Below are 20,620 nucleotides of genomic sequence, written 5' to 3'. Positions count from 1 at the left end.
AAACGCTTAGCCTAAAGGAATGATATCGCCTTGCCAACCCTGTCTGCCGAGCGTGCCGGTCAGCAAGAGCTCGCCTTTATCCGCGCGGACAATCAACTGACCTCTTTCATCCCATAACGCGCTGCCGCCACACGCATTAGCCATTAACACGGCAATCGCATATTTATGTGCGAAGCGCTGCAGGGTGCTGATGGACTGCCGCCAGCGATAATCAACAACAGACTGACAGCTGGTAAACAGCGCCGCCTGTGAATCGAGATTGGGTGAATCGGTATGCGCATCAATGATGCTAAGTTGTTTATCCCCCGGAACCAGACTTGCACCGCTCCCCTGCGGGTAGCGCAGGATACCCTGGCTGGAAGGCGTAAACAGCGCGAGTCCTTTCTGGCGCTGACCATTCCGTTCAAGAGGGAGCCCGGCAATGAGGGTAATTTGGTAAAAATGTGCGGCGTCGAGCAGGGGTCCAAGCTGCGCATCACTGGGGGGAGGAGGTAATACCGTTGTGCCCGAACCCGTTAATGAAAGTTCAGGAAATACCAGCAAATCGCATTGCTGGCGTGCTGCTTCGGCGATGAAGCAGAGGTGGCGCGCAACATGGTCATCCACACTGTGATGCTGCCCGGTATACTGGGCTGCGGCAATATTCCATTGTGACATCGTGACTTCCTTATACACTGAGTCGCAGGGATTTTAAGAATACACCTAAATTAATCAGGGTTTTCTTATCCTGGCATATTCTGCGTAAGGAAGTGTAACGACTTTTTAAGCTTATTTAACTTTAGGCTCGTAGGGCAAACGAGAGAGGTTGACCGATGCGAGACGGTGGGCAATTAATCTTTCGCGAAACCAGTCGCGCAGATGAGCCGGTTGTTCACGTTCAACAACCTCAGCCACGATGGGCATGTTGTAACGCTCTTTAAACGCGACGCCTGCGGCAGCGAGATCGACATTCACTTTATCCATCTCGTCCTGAGGAAGGGTGGCCAGATTGATCTTCATTTCCTTCTCCTTATTATGCGGCGGCAACGTTACCGCGATTGCACGATGATGACAAGCGGAGGCGGGATGATCCTCGACTCGTTTATTATACAGCGTTATTCTTTAGCATACAGACATAACAAAAAGGAATGATTGCGATGGGACTAACCACTTCCCGCGCGGTATGCGCGCTTGCCTTTCTGGCATCATTGGTCATGACGCCTTCTGTGCTGGCGCATGCTCATCTTAAACAGCAAACCCCGGCGGCAGACAGCCAGGTGACACCACCCCAGGTCCTTACGTTGATTTTTTCGGAAGGTATCGAACCTGGTTTTAGTGGGGTCGTGGTCACGGATGCACAAAAGCAGGTTATGAAAACAGGTACGGTTAAACGAGACGAAAAGAACAACACTCAGCTGACGGTTCCGCTGGAACAACCGCTGACGCCCGGGACCTATCAGGTCGACTGGCATGTGGTCTCCGTAGACGGCCATAAAACCAAAGGCAGCTACCACTTTAGCGTGAAATAGCATGCTGGCCCTGTTTTATGTCGGGTTGCGATTTATCCATTTCGGGGCGCTGATGCTCATTTTTGGCAATGCGCTTTACAGCGTCTGGTTTGCTCCTTCCTCACTCCACCGCCTGATGTCCCGGCGTTTCCAGTTACAGCAGAAAGTGGCGTCTTTAATCAGCCTGGGTGCTGCACTCCTGATGTTTATGTTTCAGGGGGGATTGATGGGCAGTGGCTGGGGAGATGTCTTTTCCCCGGAGATCTGACGTAGCGTGCTGGCGACGCAGTTTGGCAGCGTCTGGCTGTGGCAAATGATTCTTGCTGCCATTACCGTCGGAGCTGCATGGCTCGCTCCCCTGAAAGGTTCACGGCTGTTATTGCTCGCAATGGGTCAGCTTATTCTGCTGGCAGGGGTAGGGCACGCGGCGATGAGCGACGGTCCGACAGGGGCTTTGCAGCGTCTTAATCACGCTTTTCACCTGCTGTGTGCCGCAACCTGGCTTGGCGGATTACTTCCGCTGCTGTTCTGCATGCGTCTGGCGAAAGGGCGCTGGCAAAATGCCGCTATCTACACCATGATGCGTTTCTCGCGTGTCGGCCATTATGCCGTTGCGGGTGTGCTGCTCACTGGCATTATCAACACGCTGTTTATCACTGGCATCCAGATCCCATGGCAGGCTGACTACGTGCGGTTTTTGTTGTTCAAATGTGCGCTGGTGGCGTTGATGGTAGCAATTGCACTGGCAAATCGGTATTTTCTGGTGCCACGGTTTCGTCCGGAGACCGGACAAGCGCAACAGATTTTTATCAGGATGACACAGGCAGAGGTGGTGCTGGGAACGCTGGTGCTGGCAACGGTCAGTCTGTTCGCTACCTGGGAACCCTTCTGATAAGGTTAAATAGCATATGAAAAAGAAAGTACTTTCTCTCTTATTACTGGCCTGCACGGGGAGTGCTCTGGCTGCACCGCAGGTGATTACCGTCAGCCGTTTTGAAGTGGGTAAAGACAAATGGGCTTTCAATCGCGAAGAGGTGATGCTGACTTGCCGTCCGGGTCATGCATTATATGCGATCAACCCAAGTACGCTGGTGCAATATCCGTTAAATGAGACCGCAGAGCAGCAGGTGGCTAGCGGTAAGAGCAGTGGCCAACCGATCAGTGTTATTCAGATTGATGACCCGGCTCATCCGGGACAGAAGATGAGTCTGGCACCGTTTATCGAGCGTGCCGACAAGCTCTGCTAATGCTCAGGTTTCCAATAAAAAACCGCAGATGCTTGCGAAAGCACTGCGGTTTTTTACTTTTTATGATGCTCTTACGCTTTTTTTCAGGCCGCTTTAGCTGTGGACTGGAAAACTCGGCGTCGTCATCTATTCTTAAAAGGCAAGGCGACTTAGCCTGCATTAATGCCAACTTTTAGCGCACGGCTCTCTCCCAAGAGCCATTTCCCTGGACCGAATACAGGAATCGTATTCGGTCTCTTTTTATCTGTATGAAAGTAAACGAATAAATCCAACGCCTTCTTTCTTTTACAGCGTGCACACTGTGTGTGTCTTGCTAAAACATAACACAACACAGCATGCGGAAGTCCAGCCCTTTTTGCCTGTTTTGTTAAATTTTTGTGCGCAGTCAGCGAAAGCCTATGCAGTGCTTAGAAGCGCGATTTAACAGATGCCTCAATTTCATCAAGGAGTTCAAAGCGACGGCGATATTCGGCACGTTTTTTACTGGCAATCTCCTCAAGGGATTTGCGTTCCATCTGCAAGGGCAGTTGCCAGCTGAATGTTGAGCGCTTTTGACCGTCGATAGAGGCCCAAAACTCATCGTAACTGGCGTGGAAATGACGGCCTTTACTCAGGCGATAACGCAGAGCACGGAAGATATGCCCTTCATCGCTGACGGCATAAATCGCTTTGATACCGGAGAGTGTTGCCAGCTGGAAAAGCACCTCCATTAATACTCGCTTAGGGAAAAGGCCGTGGCAGGCTCGTGTTGCCTGCTTGATCACATCACGGGATACGCTGCGGCGAGGTCCCTGAAGACCGCCAATCACCAGCACATATTCCCCGTTTTCCCGGGCGACGCAAAAGGTCACGCTCGCAAGCAGGGTATTTTCATTGTCTCGCAGCCACAGCGTACACTCGCCTTCGCGCTCCGCTTTACTGGCGTTCATGGCATTGACGTTATAGCTCACGCCATCTTTTGCATGAAACTCAACAATAGATTGCTCCTGGGGGCCAGTTAAAGCGTTGACCAGCCCGGCATCTTTCAGAGAGTCAATCCACTGATAATGACTAATGATAGCGTCGGCACGCGCGTTGGCATTCATGCCACGCATCAGATACTGACGATGGGTTTTACTTGGCAGCGTGATTTGCGAGGCCAGAAGTTGGTCAAAATCGTCGCGGCGGGCCAGCGCATCGAGCATTCGGTGCGTTGAAGACCAGAAAAGCAGCGAACGTAACAGAAATTTAAGTCGATACTCGCGTTTTTGCCAGATAGGGCCTGGGACGAGTTGACCTTTCACCAGTTCGGAAATGATATGGGTACGATGCGAATGTGCTGCATCGTCTTGCAGGCGCGTATTTGACACGGGAAAACCTCAAATTTTATGCATTGCATATTTTAGGGGGCATGCAAAACTGGATTAATACTGGTGAAATATTTATTTATCCTTAGTTTACTGTTTGTTTAGCTTTGTGGAAAGCACTGCTGGATTGCGTCTCTCCGGATAAGTCTGGTGCAACTATACTCGCTACAGGAGGTGTTATGTATCAGCGATTAGAAGGTGGGAGGTGGCGTCACGTCTGGGTTGTTAGCGACATTCATGGTTGTTACCAGTGGCTGATGGATGAACTGAAACGTCGTCATTTTAATCCATATGAGGATTTACTGATCTCCGTCGGGGATTTGATTGATCGTGGTCCTGACAGCGTTAAATGCCTGGCGCTAATCAATGAAAAATGGTTTCGCGCGGTGCGCGGCAACCATGAACAAATGGCAATCGACAGCCTGGATAATAATAATTTTGCGCTCTGGACGATGAATGGCGGAATGTGGTTTGCTCGCCTTGAACGTGACCAGCAACAGCTGGCGCTATCGCTGCTCAATGCCTGTCGCAGTTTGCCGCATATTATCGAGATCACCTGCGCAAATGGCCTGAATGTGATCGCCCATGCTGATTATCCTGCGGAGGAATACCGCTGGCAAAAACCGGTAAGCGCCCAGCGCGTATTATGGGATCGCGATCGGTTGATGGGGTTTATGGTGGGTAAAGGGCAGGGAATTCGCGGAGCGGATCATTTCTGGTTCGGACATACGCCTGTCGACCGAAGGTATGATTTTGATAATTTACACTATATCGACACGGGGGCTGTTTTTGACGGTTACTTTACGCTGGCACAACTGCAGTAATAAATAACCCGCCTTCGGGCGGGTTCTCTTTAGGTCAGGCAAGGCGCATGACCCAGGCATCAGTTTTGCTATCGTAATGCTCACGGTAAAGGACAGAGTGTTCGCCATCAAGAATTGCCGGGACGCTGATGTCCGCATCCCAGGCATCGAGTTGCATACACAAATCCGGGTCGGATTTGCAGGGAATACTTAACGTTCGATCGCCTTGTATTTCGCCGCGCAGTTCTGCGTCGTCGATCTCAAAAGCGCCAATACGCACGCTGGTTTTCGTCATATTGCTCTCCGGGTCGATTGTCAAAATCTGGTATGACCAGTACGGCCATCCATTTTTGATCGTAGACAAGGAGAGCGAAATCGCCAGTAAAAAAATGCGCTTTTTTTCAGGCGGTGCGATCGTTACCGGTAAACAGCCGACCATCTCGCACCAGTTCACGCGGATAGCTGTTCTTCAGTCGTGAGCCCACTTTTTTAGCCAGCCCCAACGGGTATCCCTGATACGTAACCACAATTTCATCATTCGATGGCGTACTGTCAGGATAAACATCGCGACCACGGTACCACTCTTCGGCTTCCTGATGTGTCAGGGCGAACGTATTCTCGTGTCCGGCGAGGGCGATAACGGCCTCATGCTGCCAGCGATAGCCTTTATTATGAACTTCCGCCAGGCGGATCCCGATACGGGAAAAACGTACTTTGCCAATAAGCGGTTCAATACTGGCGGGGAAAAGCCAAATCTCTTTCTCACGTAACCAGAGATGGTGCGTTTCATCCCAGGAAAGCCCGGCTTTTCTGGCGGCGAGGGTGACCTGCTCGGCCTCTCGGCCTTTCAGCGGTGTGAACGGGAAATTGCCGACCTTAAACGTTGGAGCGGGCAGGGGATCAACGGCGACAGCTTTACGCAGTCGGGCAACAAAAAAACCTTCACAGTCATAGATCTGCGGGAAAACATGCAGGAATCCTTCAGGCGTGATGGCCTCTTTTGCCGTGGGGAACAGATCGTTGAGCGGCAGAAACTCGACGGCATCGGGATATTGCGCCTTCAGCCACAGACAGACGTCTTCGTTTTCATCCCGGTTCAGTGTGCAGGTGGAGTAAATCAATGTGCCGCCTGGCCGCAGTGCATGAAATGCGCTGTCGATCAGCTCACGCTGGGTAGCAGCGATCTCAAGGTTGCTTTCAACAGACCAGTTCTTTAACGCATCAGGATCTTTACGCACCACACCTTCCCCGGAGCAGGGAGCATCCAGCAGAATAGCATCAAAGGCTTCCGGCAGGGCAGCACCGAACACGCGCCCGTCAAAGTGTGTCAGGGCAACATTATGAATACCGCAGCGGCTGATGTTGGCATGCAACACTTTGACGCGGCTGGCGGAATACTCATTGGCAAGAATTGCCCCCTGGTTACCCATCCGGGCGGCAATCTGCGTGGTTTTCGACCCGGGTGCCGCGGCCACATCCATCACCCGCTCAGGCGCGTTGTCATCGGCGAACAACGCGGCAACCGGCAGCATTGAACTGGCTTCCTGAATATAAAACAGCCCGCTCAGATGCTCGGCGGTACTTCCCAGCGGCACGGCATCTTCGTCATCACGCTCGATCCAGAACCCTTCAGCACACCATGGTACTGGCGTCAGTTGCCAGTTGTACGGGGATACCAGCGCGAGAAAATCGCCGACGCTGATTTTTAGCGTATTGACGCGAATACTTCGGCGCAACGGACGCTGACAGGCGGCGATAAAATCGTCTAACGACAGGTGAGAAGGAAGCGCCTCACGCATTTGCGCGAGGAATTGTTCAGGAAGAAATACGGAGTTTTGAGCCACGGGTACACCACAGGGAAAAGTTCAGGTGCGCAGTGTAGCATAAAGGCTCCGGTGCGTTGACACCGGAGCCCTGAGATTAACGCGGCAGAGCAGTTCCCCATTCACGCCACTCTTTCGGTTCACTTTCGAGCAGCAGGAAGTGTTTACCCGGTTGCGCTTTCGGTGCCAGCGGTGTGCCCGGTGGTGTGGCAAACGCAATCCCACCGCGAATAAACTGGTTGAAGGTACCAGTTTTCACGACCCCCCCCGTCAGGCCAAAGTCCAGCGAATAGCCGGAAGCCAGCCAGAATACCGAGTTATTTCGCACCAGATGCTGGTAACGTTCGCTGATCCGTAACGCCACCATCACGCGGTCGGAGAGCGTCCCGAGTGTCAGACCGGTCACTGTGCCCACCTCAATACCGCGGAACAGTACTGGCGTGCCGATGCTGAGCGAACCAGCTTCTGGTACCTCCACCACAATGCTCAGACCATCAAGATAGCGCGAATCAGTGATTGTGGCTTCCTGCAGCTCAAAATCACGACGGGCATTGCCCTGGCCAGGCTCGACGTTGATATACGGCTGCAGGATGGTGTCGAGGTGCTCAACGCCTGCGGCCGAGATTTGCGGCGTCACCACCGAGAAGCGCGAACCGGTGCGGGCGAACGTCTGTACATATTCCGGGTAGAGCACGGCGGTGGCCTGCACCTCGTTACGCGAGGTGATCAGCGTCAGCTTCTGGATCTGCCCGATATCAATACCCAGGTAACGGATTGGCATCCCTTCAGCCAGTTTTCCCGCATCAAAAGCGTGCAGGGTAATCTGCCCGCCAACGGCACGTGCTGCGGTTTCGGACGGGAAGAGAATACGCTTATCCCCTTTGCGCAGATTCGCACCTGCACCGCTGAGGTTATCGAAACTAATTGCCCCACGCAGCGCGCGTGAAAGCGGGGAGGCCTGCACCGTCAGCCCGTTACCGTTGAGCTGAACTTTTGCACCGCCTTCAGCCCAGAAGACGCTGTTTGGCGTCAACAGCTTGCGATACTCCGGCTTGATATGCAGCTCGATATCAAATGCGTCCGCGCGAGGGCGAACGGTGATCACTTCCCCGACCTCAAATTTGCGATACAGCACAACGGAGCCTGCCTGAACGTCCGGCAATGTTTCGGCGCTTAATGTCAGCGTAGTGGTAGGAAGATCGCTCAGGCTGTTTTCAATCGCTTTATCCAGGTTGGCATACAGCGGGTAGCTGTCACGCACAGGGCCTTTATCGCCCGGCAGAATGCGGATCCCGCCGTTGACCCATTCGCTGGCGCTGGCGCCAAGGAACTCCACCCCGTCCAGACCTACTTTCACGTCGACACGACTGTTAACCACAAACTTACTGTCGCCATGGACCAGGTTGCTGTATTGCGGGTCAATGGCGACCGAGAAGCTCACGCCGTTCTCGGTAAGCGTACGCTCAAGAACTTGTCCTACCTGAACACCGTGCAAAATCAACGGCTGGCCGGCTTCAATACCGTAGCTTTCTGGCGCATTCAGCGTGACCGTCACGACACCCGGCTTTTGCAACAAGGCTTTGTCGGCCGGGGCAATCACAAAGCTATTGCTGGGCTGACCTTCACCGGGCACCAGCTCAAACGTATTTCCCGTCAGCAGACTACTGATACTGGCATCGTTGAGTGATAGCTTTGGACTGCGCATTTCAATACGCGTCTTCTCGCGCAGAAGATCGACCACGCTCGGATCAACGGTCATTTCGCCGGTGACCGAGCCGCCCGGGTTGAGCGTCATTTTGGTAAGCTGACCGACCTGCAACCCTTGATACATCAGCGGTGTTGAACCGGCTTTAAGCCCCTTCGCATCGGGCAGGACGAGTTTGATAATCACTCCGCGCTGGCTGTGCGCCAGGTCAGCGTACAATCCGAACGAGTCATCAGCGGTGGCAGGGCTTGAGTTTTCAGGGGAATCAAAGGCAATGGCGCCATTCACCAGCGCAGCCAGACTCTCCAGTTTCACCTTTGCACCGCTCAGGCTGAGATCGGCATCCACGCCGGATACGTTCCAGAAGCGGCTGCCCTTTTTAACCAGATTGGTAAAGCGGCGCTCGATCAGCACATCAATGGTGACACCCTGTTTATTCGGGTTGATGGCGTAATCGTAAACGCGACCCACCGGGATTTTACGGAAATAAACCAGTGAGCCACTGTTCAGAGAGCCGAGATCCGGCGCCTGCAGATGGATCATCAAATCGCCGTTGTTAAGGCGGTACTTGGGCTGTGTATCCAGGGCAACAAAGTGATCCTGCGGTTCACCTTTACCTGGCATCATACCGATATAGTTACCGCCCACCAGCGCATCCAGACCGGAAACACCCGCCAGAGAGGCCTTCGGCGTGACCAGCCAGAATTGCGTTTCGCTGCGCAGGGCATCCTGCATGTCTGATTTAATACTGACCCGCACCTGAATCTTGTTCAGCCCTTTTCCAAGGGAGATGTCCTGAACCGTACCTACTTCAACCCCCTGGAAGCGAACGGGTGTTCGCCCGGCGACGATACCGTCGGCGGTCTGGAAATCAATGGTGACCGTACTCCCGCGATCTTGATAGCTCGTCCAGATAAGCCAGCCCGCAATCATCAGGGCGATGACAGGCAGCAGCCAGAATGGCGAAATGCGGCGTTTTGTTTTAATTCTCGCTTCAGTCGGCGAAGCGGGGGTTTCCTGACTCATGTGCATCCCAAAGTAAGCGGCTATCCAGCCATTCCACAGCAAGAATAGTCAATATCACCGCTGAGCCGAAATAAAAAGCCGCGGGTCCCATTGTAAAAGCAAGTAACTGGTCACGATTAATCAGCGACATCATCAACGAAATCACGAACAGATCCAACATCGACCAGCGACCAATCCAGGTGACGAACCGCAAAAGCAGGATACGGGTACGTAGCCCCTGCTCACATTTAAAGTGAATGCTGATAAGTAACGTAAACATCACCACCACTTTGGTAAACGGCACCAGGATACTGGCAATAAAGACGATGGCAGCCACCCCCACATTGCTGTGCGCAAGGGAAATAATGCCTGAGAGGATGGTATCTTCCTGGCGTGCACCATTCACGTAAATAATGGAAATCGGTAGCATATTGGCCGGGATCAGAAACACCAGGGAGGCAATCAGCGCCGCCCAGCATTTTTGCAGGCTGTTGTTGCGCCGCAGTCTCAAAGGAATATGGCAGCGTGGACAGCGGCCACGCGCGTCGGGCAGCCCGGTGTAGTGGCAACCCAGACAGACACGGAGGTTCTCATCCGGGCGTGTGGCTGGGCGCTGAGGATAAAAACGCTCCCAAAGCTGTTCGACGTTCAGGTGGATGAGCGTCAGGATACTGAGCAATACCAGGCAGATAAAAGCAAAGAGTCCGACGCCTGGCTGCAGAAACGCGTAGTCCTGCACTTTAATTGACGCCACGCCAACACCCACAAGATAGATATCCAGCATGACCCACTCTTTGAGTTTATCCAGCATCAGCAACACCGGTCGCAGGTTCATACCCAGAATGTTGCCGAGCCATAAATACGCAATCGCCGCGACCAGGACCAGCGGCGCGCCAACGGTGCAAAAAAGCACCATCGCTGCAGTTACCGGATCACCCTGCCGGGTCATCTGCCAGATACCCTGTAGAACGTTGGCATCAATGCGTACACCAAGCAGATAGAGTTTGAGGAGCGGTTCGCTCCACGCGAAAGGCATCAGAAGCAGCATCGTGACGGCCATGGCGGCGAGGCGGGTCAAAGACCAGTCGCGGCCGTCACGAATTTTGGCATCGCAGCGGGGGCAAAAGGCACTTTGGTGCGATTTCATCTTCGGCAACATAAAAAGCGTATCGCACTGGGGGCAACGCTGATAATGTGCACGAGGCAAAGCTTCGCTTACCGTATGGACAGTTATCTTTTTTGTCGGCGTAATTTTGGTTGTTTTTAAGGCCATCAGCTGTGCACAAATAAGTATTGTTGAAAGTTATAATAACTCATGAACTGATTCATCTTGAGCATGAGCGCATTTAATGCTTATTTTAATAGGCTATGCGGTAATTATGTAAGACAACTAAGTGATTGAATAATGAACAAAACAGAATTCTACGCGGATCTGAACCGCGATTTTAAGGCATTGATGGCGGGCGAGACCAGCTTCTTAGCCACTCTGGCAAATACTAGCGCATTGCTGTTTGAACGTCTCAGTGACGTTAACTGGGCTGGATTTTACCTTCTGGAAGGTGAAACACTGGTGCTGGGGCCATTCCAGGGCAAGCTGGCCTGCGTACGTATCCCGGTAGGGCGCGGTGTGTGTGGTACCGCGGTCGCCGAGAATCAGGTACAGCGTGTGGAAGACGTTCATGCGTTTGACGGACATATTGCCTGCGACGCTGCAAGTAATTCTGAAATCGTTCTGCCACTGGTGGTAAAAAATCAGATTATTGGCGTTCTGGATATCGACAGTACGGTCTTCAGTCGCTTTACAGCCGAGGACGAACAGGGACTGCGCGAGCTGGTGGCAAACCTGGAAAACGTTCTCGCTGCAACCGATTATCAAAAATTCTTTGCGAGCGTCGCAGGATAATCAACGGATAACGTAGCATTTACTGATAGCGTCATTATAATGACGCCTGTTCATGCCTGCGCTTGTTGGCAACGTCCGTTGTAATCAGGAAATTTCATGGAAAATCAACCTAAGTTGAATAGCAGTAAAGAAGTTATCGCATTTCTGGCCGAGCGTTTCCCACAGTGCTTCAGTGCTGAAGGTGAAGCTCGTCCCCTGAAAGTCGGTATTTTTCAGGATCTGGTGGCACGTGTTGAGGGGGAAATGAACCTCAGCAAAACTCAGCTGCGTTCCGCCTTACGTCTTTATACTTCGAGCTGGCGTTACCTGTACGGTATCAAACCGGGCGCGACTCGCGTGGATCTCGATGGCAACCCTTGTGGTGAGCTGGATGAGCAGCACGTTGAACACGCGCGTAAACAGCTGGAAGAAGCCAAAGCACGCGTTCAGGCACAACGTGCTGAACAGCAAGCGAAAAAACGCGAAGCCGCAGCGGCAAACGGCCAGGAAGAAGCGCCTCGTCGTGAGCGTAAACCACGCCCTGCACCGCGTCGTAATGATAATAACGATCGCAAACCGCGTGCTGACAAACCTGCAGCGAAAGCCCCGCGCGCCCCTCGTGAAGAGCCGCGTCATACCCCGGTTTCAGACATTAACGCCCTGAGCGTTGGTCAGGCGCTGAAGGTAAAAGCGGGTAACAATGCTATGGACGCCACTGTACTGGAAATCACCAAAGATGGCGTTCGTGTACAGCTGACTTCTGGTATGTCAATGATTGTACGCGCAGAACACTTGTTGTTCTGAAACGGAGGCCAAGCCTGGCATGAACACTTTTTTTAAGCTCACCGCGTTGGCGGGCCTGTTTGCCATAACAGGTCACGCTTTCGCAGTGGACGATATCACGCGTGTTGATCAAATTCCGGTTCTTAAGGAAGAGACGCAGCACGCAACGGTGAGCGAGCGCGTAACCTCACGTTTCACCCGTTCGCACTATCGTCAGTTCGATCTCGATCAGGCCTTTTCGGCCAAAATCTTTGACCGCTATCTGAACTTGCTGGATTACAGCCATAACGTTTTGCTCGCCAGCGATGTCGAGCAGTTCGCTAAGCGTAAATCTGATGTGGGTGACGAGTTGCGTTCAGGCAAGCTGGATCTGTTCTACGATCTCTATAACCTGTCGCAAAAGCGCCGCTTTGAACGCTACCAGTACGCGCTGAAAGTGCTGGAACGTCCGATGGACTTCACCGGCAATGACACCTTTAATCTGGATCGCAGTAAAGCACCCTGGCCGAAAGATGAAGCCGAGTTGAATGCGCTGTGGGACGGAAAAGTTAAATATGACGAACTGAGCCTTAAGCTCACCGGCAAAGATGAAAAAGAGATCCGTGACACGCTGACGCGTCGTTACAAATTTGCTATTCGTCGTCTGGCACAGACCAACAGTGAGGATGTCTTCTCACTGGCAATGACTGCCTTTGCTCACGAAATCGATCCGCATACCAACTATCTCTCCCCGCGTAACACCGAGCAGTTCAATACTGAAATGAGCCTGTCTCTCGAAGGTATCGGCGCGGTGCTGCAGATGGATGATGATTATACCGTGATCAATTCGATGGTCGCGGGTGGCCCGGCATCCAAAAGCAAAGCGATAAGCGTAGGCGATCGCATTGTGGGTGTGGGACAAACCGGTCAGAACATGGTTGATGTGATCGGCTGGCGTCTTGATGATGTGGTGGCGCTGATTAAAGGCCCGAAAGGCAGCAAGGTTCGTCTGGAAGTTCTGCCAGCAGGAAAAGGCACTAAAACCCGTATTGTTACCCTGACCCGTGAGCGTATCCGTCTGGAAGACCGCGCGGTGAAAATGTCGGTGAAAACCGTGGGTAAAGAGAAGGTGGGTGTCCTGGATATCCCGGGCTTCTACGTAGGGCTGACCGACGATGTGAAAGTGCAGCTGCAGAAGCTTGAGAAGCAGAACGTTAGCAGCATTATCATCGACCTGCGCAGTAACGGCGGCGGTGCGCTGACGGAAGCGGTTTCGCTCTCTGGCCTGTTTATTCCATCTGGTCCTGTGGTTCAGGTGCGCGATAACAACGGTAAAGTCCGTGAAGATGCCGACAACGATGGTGTGGTTTACTACAAAGGCCCGCTGGTGGTCTTAGTGGACCGCTTCAGTGCTTCAGCGTCTGAGATCTTTGCTGCCGCAATGCAGGACTATGGCCGTGCGTTGATCGTGGGTGAACCGACGTTCGGTAAAGGCACCGTTCAACAGTATCGCTCTCTGAATCGTATTTACGATCAGATGCTGCGCCCTGAATGGCCTGCGCTGGGTTCGGTTCAGTACACTATTCAGAAGTTCTACCGCGTGAACGGTGGCAGTACGCAGCGTAAAGGCGTGACGCCGGATATCATGATGCCGACAGGCACGGAAGAGACGGAAACCGGCGAGAAGTTTGAAGATAACGCGTTACCGTGGGACAGCATCAACGCGGCGACCTACGTGAAAGCGGGTGATATGACGCAGTTTGGTCCTGAACTGCTGAAAGCGCATAATGACCGTATTGCGAAAGATGCGGAATTCCAGTACATCATGAAGGACATTGCACGTTTCAATGCTCTGAAAGATAAACGGAATATTGTTTCTCTGAACTACGCTCAGCGTGAAAAAGAGAACAACGAAGACGATGCAACGCGTCTGGCGCGTATCAACGATCGCTTCAAACGGGAAGGTAAGCCTCTGCTCAAGAAACTGGACGATCTGCCAAAAGATTACAAGGAGCCAGATCCTTATCTGGATGAGACGGTGCATATTGCACTCGACCTTGCGAATCTTGAGAAAGAGAAGCCTGCTGTCCAACCTGCTCCGGCAAAATAATCTCCCAACAGGCACAAGAAATTGTGCCTGTTTCTTTTTGTTCTGCATCCTTCCGTCAGGCTGGTTTCCAATTGTGTAAAGTTGTGTCTTTCTGGTGACTTACGCCCACCTGATGCTTGAAAATAGCCACAATACCCATACGATGTGGGTAATCGCATAGTGCGTTTTGTTAAACTGAGGTTAAAAGAAAATTATGATGCGAATCGCGCTCTTCCTGCTCACCAACCTTGCGGTCATGGTGGTTTTCGGGCTCGTGCTAAGCCTGACAGGAATTCAGTCGAGCAGCGTTCAGGGTCTGTTGATTATGGCGCTGCTGTTTGGTTTTGGTGGCTCTTTTATTTCACTGTTGATGTCGAAGTGGATGGCACTGAAATCGGTAGGTGGTGAGGTTATTGAACAGCCGCGTAACGATATGGAACAGTGGCTGATGAATACGGTTGCTCAGCAATCCCGTCAGGCTGGGATTGCCATGCCGCAGGTCGCTATTTATCACGCGCCGGATATTAATGCGTTCGCTACGGGTGCTCGTCGTGATGCATCCCTGGTTGCCGTCAGCACCGGGTTATTACAGAACATGAGCCGTGATGAAGCCGAAGCGGTTATCGCTCACGAAATCAGCCATATCGCAAATGGTGACATGGTGACCATGACCCTGATTCAGGGCGTGGTGAACACTTTCGTTATCTTTATCTCCCGTATTCTGGCGCAGATTGCTGCAGGCTTTATGGGTGGCAACCGCGACGAAGGTGAAGAGAGCAACGGTAATCCGCTGATCTACTTCGCAGTTTCCATGGTACTGGAGCTGGTGTTCGGTATTCTGGCAAGCATTATCACCATGTGGTTCTCCCGTCACCGCGAATTCCACGCGGATGCCGGTTCCGCAAAACTGGTTGGGCGTGAGAAAATGATTGCTGCGCTGCAGCGTCTGAAAACCAGTTACGAGCCGCAGGAAGCGAACAGCATGATGGCCTTCTGTATTAACGGTAAATCGAAGTCACTGAGTGAAATGTTTATGTCTCACCCGCCGCTGGATAAACGTATCGAAGCGCTGCGTAGTGGGGAATACATGAAGTAACGCGAAGAACCGCAATAAGCCGGGCAGGAGAAGACTCCGCCCGGCTTTTTTTATGCCTGGGCTCTGGGCTGGGTAATGCGCAGACCGCTGACGATAGCCGCGAGGGTAGCAAGGGCTCCAGCGCTAAGGAGCGCAATGTGATTACCGTTTTGCCCGGCAAGGTTAAACATCAGAGCGACCAGAGCTGCACCGCTGCTTTGCCCTAACAGACGCGCGGTGCCTAACATACCGCTGGCCCCTCCACTGCGATGACGCGGCGCTGAGGTAATAATGGTGTGATTGTTAGGCGACTGGAACAGGCCAAACCCGGCTCCGCACAGGATCATGCGCCAGATGATATCGAGATCGGAAGGCGATGACGGCAGCAGTGCCAGCGCGAAAAGGCCTGTTGCCATCACAGCCAGCCCCAGAGCACCTAATAAACCGGCATGGACGCGTTCAATCAAGTAACCCGCCAGCGGTGCCATTACCATCGTAGCCAGCGGCCATGGGGTTAACAACAGCCCGGTCTCCACTTCAGAGCGTCCCACTACGCTTTGCAGGAAGAAAGGTAGAGAGACCAGGGCCAGCATCTGGGCGCAGAATGAGCAGACAGATGTGCAAATGGAGAGCGAAAAGAGGGGAATGCGCAACAGGTCAACTGGCAGTAACGGCACAGGAAGCGTGAGCTGACGGCGAACAAAGAAGAAACCTGTCGCCAGCAAGACGATGAGTTCCGCGCCGGTAAGCATCAGGGATTGTCCCTGTGCAAAACCGCTCAGGGCAGTAATCAGCAGACCAAAGGTGAGGGCATTCATTATCGCGCTCACGACGTCGAAGCGCGGCATTGTACTTCTGGGGCCGTTAGCGGGAAGAAAGCGTAGGGCAAAGAAGATAGCCACGATGCCCAGCGGCACGTTTATGGCGAACAGCCATTGCCAGGACGCGACGGAAAGAATGGCTGCTGCAATGGTTGGCCCGGCGGCAGAAGAGACCGCAACAATAAACGAGTTTATCCCCATGCCGCGTCCCAGATGACGCTGCGGATAAATTAAGCGGATCAACGCTGTGTTAACACTCATGAGCGCTGCACCGCCAAAACCTTGTGCAATACGTGCAAGTGTCAGGGTATGCAGCGAATCAGAAAGGGCACATAACAATGAGGTGAAGGTGAAAACCACCAGACCGCATTGATAAACCCGACGGTAGCCAAACATATCGCCCAGAAAAGAGAACGAGAGCAGGGAAATCACAATTGCAATCTGATAGGCGTTAACTATCCATATCGAACTGGCAGGGGAGGCATGCAGGTCGCTGGCGATGGTTGGCAGGGCCACATTCGCAATTGCGCCGTCAAGGACGGCCATTGAGATACCGATAATGATGGTCGCTATAGCGCCATACCGCTGGGGTAAAGGCAGGCCATCGGAAAAGGTCTTTTCCATTAGGATTAAAAAAGCTCAGCGTGAAATTATTCTCAGGGTAACTATTTTAGCATTGTTACAGCCGCGATATGTCGCAGATTTGTAACGAAGTAAACGCGGATTGATTGCAGGTGACATGACGGGAACTTATAATAAAAACCGATTCTGATTTTTATAAAACACTCTCTATGAGGTGGTAAATGGCAATTGCGGATTTGGATAAACAGCCAGATTCTGTTTCTTCCGTGCTGAAGGTGTTTGGCATCTTACAGGCGCTTGGGGAAAAGCGTGAAATTGGTATTACAGAGTTGTCGCAGCGTGTGATGATGTCGAAAAGCACCGTTTATCGTTTTTTGCAAACCATGAAGTCACTGGGCTACGTTGCGCAGGAAGGCGAGTCTGAAAAATACTCTCTGACGCTGAAACTCTTCGAACTGGGTGCCCGTGCGCTGCAAAATGTTGACCTGATCCGCAGCGCGGATATTCAGATGCGTGAAATCTCCCGTCTGACCAAAGAGACCATCCACCTGGGGGCACTGGATGAAGACAGTATTGTTTACATCCATAAAATCGACTCCATGTACAACCTGCGTATGTATTCACGTATTGGCCGCCGTAACCCACTCTATAGTACTGCCATTGGTAAGGTTCTGCTGGCGTGGCGCGATCGAGAAGAAGTGAAACAGATCCTTGATGGCGTGGAGTACAAACGCAGTACGGCACGAACCATTACCAGCACGGATGCGCTGTTAACCGTGCTCGACAAGGTGCGTGAGCAAGGCTATGGCGAAGATAACGAAGAGCAGGAAGAGGGGCTGCGCTGTATTGGTGTTCCGGTATTTGACCGCTTTGGCGTCGTGATTGCGGGGCTTAGTATTTCCTTCCCGACGTTGCGCTTCTCTGAGGAGCGACTGCACGAGTATGTGGCTATTCTGCACACCGCAGCACGTAAGATTTCCGAGCAGATGGGGTATCACGACTATCCGTTTTAATCCTCGTTAGCATAAAAAACGCCGCGAGTGTTGCGGCGCTTTTGCAGTTAACCTGGCTGATTAGCCATTATCGATCACGACGGATGTTTTACGCAGTACCGGGCAATTAGTCAGGCCAATGATTCCGCTGTCAGTATGCAGATACTGCGCGGTGCTTACTCCTTGTGCTGTTAAATATTTACACTGAATGCCTAATCCTGCTGCGTTTTCAGTGCTTCCCACCAGCACACCATAACCGGTTAACAGAAGGCCAATCCAGACGATGGCCAGTACAACAATTGTTCGAATGATTAAGCGCATCAATGCCTCTTTATCGTTGTTATCATTAAGCAAGCGTAAACGGTTTACGTAATGAAACAAGTGCATGATTCTGAAAAAGGCTTGATGTCGGTACAGTTAGCCCTTGTTTAAGATAACCGTGATAACCTGGTTACATCAGGTCTTTTGACGGAGTGTGGAGTGAAAAAAAATATGCTGGGTAATTCTGATTATCGTGCTGGTAGCGTGCGTGGTGCTATGGACGCAGACCATCAATGTGATGTGCGATCAGGATGTACAGTTCTTTAGCGGCGTTTGCGCAATAAATAAGTTTATTCCGTGGTAACACGCATTTTTTCTCAAGGTGATTTCCTTCCTTCGCGCCAGTGGTAAAATAGACGTTTTTATTGAGGTGGTGAAATGGGTGAGTTACTGAATTCAGGGCTGCTGAATGTGGCATCCTTGATGATTTCTTTGGTCGTTCTGCTTGTGGGGCTGGTCATTTGGTTTTTCGTTAACCGGGCCAGTTCACGTACTAACGAGCAGATCGAACTGCTGGAAGCGCTGCTCGATCAGCAAAAACGTCAAAATGCGTTGTTACGCCGTCTGTGTGAGGCTAACGAACCGGAAGAGAAAGACGCGCCGAAAGACGCTGTCGCTGAAGACGACAAAGACGAAGACGACTTTATCCGCCTGGTGGCTGAGCGTTAATCTTTTTGTCCTGGGAGGTGGCTGTGGTCTGGAAAAATCCCTGGTATGACCCCTCCCTGAAACATCACACACCGAATGGTTTCCGTAATACCCGTCCTGTCGGGCATCAGCCCGGTGACCTTGAGCGCTGGCGAAAAGCGCGTAAAGAGGCCGGTTTGCCCAGACCGCCCACACTCGGTTATGAGGATTTTATACGTCAGTGGTGGCAACCGGTTGATCTTATGCAACCTCATGAGGATGGGGTATGGTGGCTGGGACACGCGAGTGTGCTGCTGCAGATAGACGGCAATATTCTCCTCACTGACCCGGTTTTCTCACAGCGTGCCTCTCCGTTCTCATTTCTGGGACCACAACGTAAAACCCCTCCGGTACTTTCTGTCGATCAACTTCATCAGCTTGATGCCGTCGTTATCTCCCATAATCATTACGATCATCTTGATGACGCAACTATCCGTCGGATCCTTAAACGCTTCCCTGACGTGAGTCTGTTTGTACCTTTAGGTCTGGCCGACTGGTTTCGCCGCCGGGGAGCAAGACGTGTGGTTGAGCTCGACTGGTGGCAGAGTTTCACCTGGCAAGGGATGACCTTGAGTGCTGTTCCGGCACAGCACTGGAGTATGCGAACACCCTGGAATCGAAATCGCACCTTGTGGTGCGGCTGGGTCTTTGAGGGGCGGCATCACCGTTTCTGGTTCAGCGGTGATACAGGTTATTCGCCTGAGCTGCTATTGATACCGGAGCGTTTGGGGAGAATTGACGCTGCTGCATTACCTATCGGAGCTTATGCCCCACGATGGTTCATGGCTGTACATCATATGGACCCTCAATCTGCCGTTGCGTTATGGCAACAGTTGGGCTGCCCTCTGGCGTTTCCTATTCACTGGGGCGTGTTTGAACTGGCAGATGATGCGCTGGATGACCCAGTGAGGGAGTTAACGGTTGCGCTAGATAATTTAGCACCAGTTGATAGTTCTTTAAGGATACTGAAAATTGGTGAATATTTATCCTTATAAACGAAGCGATAAATTGTTGCATATATTCTGTATGTGAACGCGATAATGAATATTTTATTTTTATCGAAACGTTTTGCTTGCCTTGTTTTGATGCAGAGTCATAAAAATTTCATTATTTTGGTGCATAACACGGCTTATTAGCTGATGAATTTTAATACAGTCAACTGCAGGTTATTAACATTGTATTTTCTGCGAAACAATGCCGTGTCGTTACAATGATTTAAGCATAAGTTTTCACAAATTGTTCTAACTCAATCAATTTTGAAGATTTCTTTTCCCGGCTGCTGGACGCACTGGAATGATTGAGCTATGTTAAAAAAGTCTTAGATTACAGCGACTGCGAAAGCAACGTTGAGTCTCTGTAACGAAGTAGAATTGCCTGTATGTTATGCGCATAATTGTGCAAAACCTGACAGGCAGTGTTCGAATTTGTGCGGCGGATCGAGACATGTTTAAAAATGGCTTGCCATATTAAACATTGTGTGTGATAACACGTTTTGGGTCAAACGAGGTACAGTTCTGTTTATGTGTGGCATTTTCAGTAAAGAAGTCCTGAGTAAACACGTTGTCGTTGAATACCGCTTCTCTGCCGAACCTTATATTAGTGCCTCATGCAGTAATGTCTCAGTTTTATCTCAGTTAATGCCTGCGGGCTAAGAAAACACTCTAAGGAATTTTGCAAATGGCAAAGATTAAAGGTCAAGTTAAGTGGTTCAACGAGTCTAAAGGTTTTGGTTTCATTACTCCTGCTGACGGCAGCAAAGACGTGTTCGTACACTTCTCTGCAATCCAGGGTAACGGCTTCAAAACTCTGGCTGAAGGCCAGAACGTTGAGTTCGAAATTCAGGACGGCCAGAAAGGCCCAGCTGCAGTTAACGTAACTGCTATCTGATCGAACCACTGCTGACTGAAGCGCTTAGCACTTCACTCTCAGACATAAAGCCTCGCATAACGCGGGGCTTTTTTATGCCCTTTATCTTTCAAAATATTACCATCCC

At 51.6% G+C, this 20,620-nt stretch carries 21 protein-coding genes and 2 pseudogenes; 14 read left to right on the top strand and 9 right to left on the bottom strand.

From position 1 onward, the window contains the following. Positions 1-6: 6 nt before the first annotated feature. Both AAHF05_RS13140 and AAHF05_RS13135 read right to left on the bottom strand, forming a co-directional pair. Positions 7-657 (bottom strand): carbon-nitrogen hydrolase family protein, encoded by a 651-nt coding sequence (locus tag AAHF05_RS13140; RefSeq protein WP_129323377.1) that lies wholly within the window; start codon positions 655-657, stop codon positions 7-9. A 111-nt stretch (positions 658-768) separates the two neighbouring features. Continuing rightward, complete coding sequence (locus AAHF05_RS13135; RefSeq protein WP_028018646.1) at positions 769-999, bottom strand: DNA polymerase III subunit theta; 231 nt, start codon at positions 997-999, stop codon at positions 769-771. A gap of 137 nt (positions 1,000-1,136) precedes the next feature. On the opposite strand from AAHF05_RS13135, the gene yobA reads away from it, so the two are divergent. The 3 genes and pseudogenes from yobA (at position 1,137) to AAHF05_RS13120 (ending at position 2,734) form a co-directional block, all read left to right on the top strand. Further along, positions 1,137-1,508: a CopC domain-containing protein YobA gene (yobA, locus tag AAHF05_RS13130; protein ID WP_129323378.1), complete on the top strand. Its 372-nt coding sequence runs from the start codon at positions 1,137-1,139 to the stop codon at positions 1,506-1,508. A 1-nt stretch (position 1,509) separates the two neighbouring features. Further along, positions 1,510-2,379 (top strand): annotated as a pseudogene (gene copD, locus AAHF05_RS13125) (copper homeostasis membrane protein CopD). Positions 2,380-2,395: 16 nt separating this feature from the next. Next, complete coding sequence (locus tag AAHF05_RS13120; RefSeq protein ID WP_129323379.1) at positions 2,396-2,734, top strand: YebY family protein; 339 nt, start codon at positions 2,396-2,398, stop codon at positions 2,732-2,734. Between the two features lie 407 nt (positions 2,735-3,141). Here the strand turns inward: AAHF05_RS13120 and AAHF05_RS13115 are convergent, their stop codons facing one another. Continuing rightward, positions 3,142-4,083, bottom strand: a complete 942-nt coding sequence (locus AAHF05_RS13115) for a VirK/YbjX family protein (RefSeq protein WP_049008507.1) — start codon at positions 4,081-4,083, stop codon at positions 3,142-3,144. Positions 4,084-4,259: 176 nt separating this feature from the next. On the opposite strand from AAHF05_RS13115, the gene pphA reads away from it, so the two are divergent. Next, positions 4,260-4,904: a protein-serine/threonine phosphatase gene (gene pphA / locus AAHF05_RS13110; RefSeq protein ID WP_129323380.1), complete on the top strand. Its 645-nt coding sequence runs from the start codon at positions 4,260-4,262 to the stop codon at positions 4,902-4,904. A gap of 34 nt (positions 4,905-4,938) precedes the next feature. On the opposite strand, the gene AAHF05_RS13105 is transcribed toward pphA, so the two are convergent. The 4 genes from AAHF05_RS13105 to yebS all read right to left on the bottom strand — a co-directional run bounded on the left by AAHF05_RS13105 (position 4,939) and on the right by yebS (position 10,689). Further along, on the bottom strand, positions 4,939-5,178 hold the full coding sequence (locus AAHF05_RS13105; RefSeq protein WP_028018652.1) for a YebV family protein: 240 nt from the start codon (positions 5,176-5,178) through the stop codon (positions 4,939-4,941). Between the two features lie 106 nt (positions 5,179-5,284). Further along, positions 5,285-6,727, bottom strand: coding sequence for a 16S rRNA (cytosine(1407)-C(5))-methyltransferase RsmF (gene rsmF / locus AAHF05_RS13100; protein WP_129323381.1), 1,443 nt, complete (start codon positions 6,725-6,727; stop codon positions 5,285-5,287). 76 nt (positions 6,728-6,803) lie between these two features. After that, positions 6,804-9,437 (bottom strand): PqiB family protein, encoded by a 2,634-nt coding sequence (locus AAHF05_RS13095; protein ID WP_049008513.1) that lies wholly within the window; start codon positions 9,435-9,437, stop codon positions 6,804-6,806. After that, positions 9,406-10,689: a membrane integrity lipid transport subunit YebS gene (gene yebS / locus AAHF05_RS13090; protein WP_014832380.1), complete on the bottom strand. Its 1,284-nt coding sequence runs from the start codon at positions 10,687-10,689 to the stop codon at positions 9,406-9,408. Before yebS ends, AAHF05_RS13095 begins: the two co-directional genes overlap by 32 nt. Before the next feature lie 132 nt (positions 10,690-10,821). Here yebS and AAHF05_RS13085 point away from each other — a divergent pair, with 132 nt between their 5' ends. From AAHF05_RS13085 to htpX, 4 genes are all read left to right on the top strand, one after another. Further along, positions 10,822-11,319 (top strand): GAF domain-containing protein, encoded by a 498-nt coding sequence (locus AAHF05_RS13085; protein WP_028018655.1) that lies wholly within the window; start codon positions 10,822-10,824, stop codon positions 11,317-11,319. A 96-nt stretch (positions 11,320-11,415) separates the two neighbouring features. Further along, positions 11,416-12,102 carry an RNA chaperone ProQ gene (gene proQ / locus AAHF05_RS13080; RefSeq protein ID WP_028018656.1) on the top strand — a complete coding sequence of 229 codons (687 nt, stop codon included), beginning with the start codon at positions 11,416-11,418 and terminating at the stop codon, positions 12,100-12,102. A 19-nt stretch (positions 12,103-12,121) separates the two neighbouring features. After that, positions 12,122-14,170: a carboxy terminal-processing peptidase gene (prc, locus tag AAHF05_RS13075; RefSeq protein WP_129323382.1), complete on the top strand. Its 2,049-nt coding sequence runs from the start codon at positions 12,122-12,124 to the stop codon at positions 14,168-14,170. Positions 14,171-14,363: 193 nt separating this feature from the next. Then, entirely contained in the window at positions 14,364-15,245 is an 882-nt protein-coding gene (gene htpX / locus AAHF05_RS13070; RefSeq protein ID WP_028018658.1) for a protease HtpX, read from the top strand. A 50-nt stretch (positions 15,246-15,295) separates the two neighbouring features. Here htpX and AAHF05_RS13065 read toward each other — a convergent pair whose 3' ends face one another. Then, on the bottom strand, positions 15,296-16,669 hold the full coding sequence (locus AAHF05_RS13065) for an MFS transporter (RefSeq protein ID WP_129323383.1): 1,374 nt from the start codon (positions 16,667-16,669) through the stop codon (positions 15,296-15,298). Positions 16,670-16,848: 179 nt separating this feature from the next. Here AAHF05_RS13065 and kdgR point away from each other — a divergent pair, with 179 nt between their 5' ends. Then, a complete protein-coding gene (gene kdgR / locus AAHF05_RS13060; protein WP_129323384.1) occupies positions 16,849-17,640 on the top strand; it encodes a DNA-binding transcriptional regulator KdgR in 792 nt (263 codons plus the stop codon). 60 nt (positions 17,641-17,700) lie between these two features. On the opposite strand, the gene AAHF05_RS13055 is transcribed toward kdgR, so the two are convergent. Further along, entirely contained in the window at positions 17,701-17,940 is a 240-nt protein-coding gene (locus tag AAHF05_RS13055) for a YobH family protein (protein WP_049008652.1), read from the bottom strand. Positions 17,941-18,109: 169 nt separating this feature from the next. Here AAHF05_RS13055 and mgrB point away from each other — a divergent pair, with 169 nt between their 5' ends. The 5 genes and pseudogenes from mgrB to cspE all read left to right on the top strand — a co-directional run bounded on the left by mgrB (position 18,110) and on the right by cspE (position 20,514). Continuing rightward, entirely contained in the window at positions 18,110-18,244 is a 135-nt protein-coding gene (mgrB, locus tag AAHF05_RS13050; protein WP_374936470.1) for a PhoP/PhoQ regulator MgrB, read from the top strand. 74 nt (positions 18,245-18,318) lie between these two features. Further along, entirely contained in the window at positions 18,319-18,609 is a 291-nt protein-coding gene (locus AAHF05_RS13045; protein WP_028018662.1) for a YebO family protein, read from the top strand. 23 nt (positions 18,610-18,632) lie between these two features. Continuing rightward, the gene (locus tag AAHF05_RS13040; RefSeq protein WP_129323385.1) at positions 18,633-19,622 is read left to right on the top strand and encodes an MBL fold metallo-hydrolase; all 990 of its coding nucleotides are present in this window, start codon (positions 18,633-18,635) and stop codon (positions 19,620-19,622) included. A 525-nt stretch (positions 19,623-20,147) separates the two neighbouring features. Then, positions 20,148-20,292 (top strand): annotated as a pseudogene (locus AAHF05_RS13035) (DUF2627 domain-containing protein). Positions 20,293-20,304: 12 nt separating this feature from the next. Beyond that, on the top strand, positions 20,305-20,514 hold the full coding sequence (gene cspE, locus AAHF05_RS13030; protein WP_001062678.1) for a transcription antiterminator/RNA stability regulator CspE: 210 nt from the start codon (positions 20,305-20,307) through the stop codon (positions 20,512-20,514). The last annotated feature ends 106 nt before the right edge of the window (positions 20,515-20,620 follow it).

Origin of the sequence: Enterobacter adelaidei (assembly GCF_041937165.1) — a bacterium.
Lineage (GTDB): Bacteria > Pseudomonadota > Gammaproteobacteria > Enterobacterales > Enterobacteriaceae > Enterobacter > Enterobacter adelaidei.
Note: the sequence above shows the minus strand (reverse complement) of the source record. Positions and strands in the feature narration are given on the sequence as shown.

Bases quoted from the DNA above. Each gene is read 5' to 3' on its own strand.
- prc (WP_129323382.1), top strand. From the start codon at position 12,122: ATGAACACTTTTTTTAAGCTCACCGCGTTGGCGGGCCTGTTTGCCATA.
- proQ (WP_028018656.1), top strand. From the start codon at position 11,416: ATGGAAAATCAACCTAAGTTGAATAGCAGTAAAGAAGTTATCGCATTT.
- yebS (WP_014832380.1), bottom strand. From the start codon at position 10,689: ATGGCCTTAAAAACAACCAAAATTACGCCGACAAAAAAGATAACTGTC.
- AAHF05_RS13140 (WP_129323377.1), bottom strand. From the start codon at position 657: ATGTCACAATGGAATATTGCCGCAGCCCAGTATACCGGGCAGCATCAC.
- AAHF05_RS13105 (WP_028018652.1), bottom strand. From the start codon at position 5,178: ATGACGAAAACCAGCGTGCGTATTGGCGCTTTTGAGATCGACGACGCA.
- htpX (WP_028018658.1), top strand. From the start codon at position 14,364: ATGATGCGAATCGCGCTCTTCCTGCTCACCAACCTTGCGGTCATGGTG.
- AAHF05_RS13120 (WP_129323379.1), top strand. From the start codon at position 2,396: ATGAAAAAGAAAGTACTTTCTCTCTTATTACTGGCCTGCACGGGGAGT.
- AAHF05_RS13045 (WP_028018662.1), top strand. From the start codon at position 18,319: ATGGGTGAGTTACTGAATTCAGGGCTGCTGAATGTGGCATCCTTGATG.
- AAHF05_RS13095 (WP_049008513.1), bottom strand. From the start codon at position 9,437: ATGAGTCAGGAAACCCCCGCTTCGCCGACTGAAGCGAGAATTAAAACA.
- kdgR (WP_129323384.1), top strand. From the start codon at position 16,849: ATGGCAATTGCGGATTTGGATAAACAGCCAGATTCTGTTTCTTCCGTG.
- AAHF05_RS13085 (WP_028018655.1), top strand. From the start codon at position 10,822: ATGAACAAAACAGAATTCTACGCGGATCTGAACCGCGATTTTAAGGCA.
- cspE (WP_001062678.1), top strand. From the start codon at position 20,305: ATGGCAAAGATTAAAGGTCAAGTTAAGTGGTTCAACGAGTCTAAAGGT.
- yobA (WP_129323378.1), top strand. From the start codon at position 1,137: ATGGGACTAACCACTTCCCGCGCGGTATGCGCGCTTGCCTTTCTGGCA.
- AAHF05_RS13135 (WP_028018646.1), bottom strand. From the start codon at position 999: ATGAAGATCAATCTGGCCACCCTTCCTCAGGACGAGATGGATAAAGTG.
- pphA (WP_129323380.1), top strand. From the start codon at position 4,260: ATGTATCAGCGATTAGAAGGTGGGAGGTGGCGTCACGTCTGGGTTGTT.
- AAHF05_RS13065 (WP_129323383.1), bottom strand. From the start codon at position 16,669: ATGGAAAAGACCTTTTCCGATGGCCTGCCTTTACCCCAGCGGTATGGC.
- AAHF05_RS13055 (WP_049008652.1), bottom strand. From the start codon at position 17,940: ATGCGCTTAATCATTCGAACAATTGTTGTACTGGCCATCGTCTGGATT.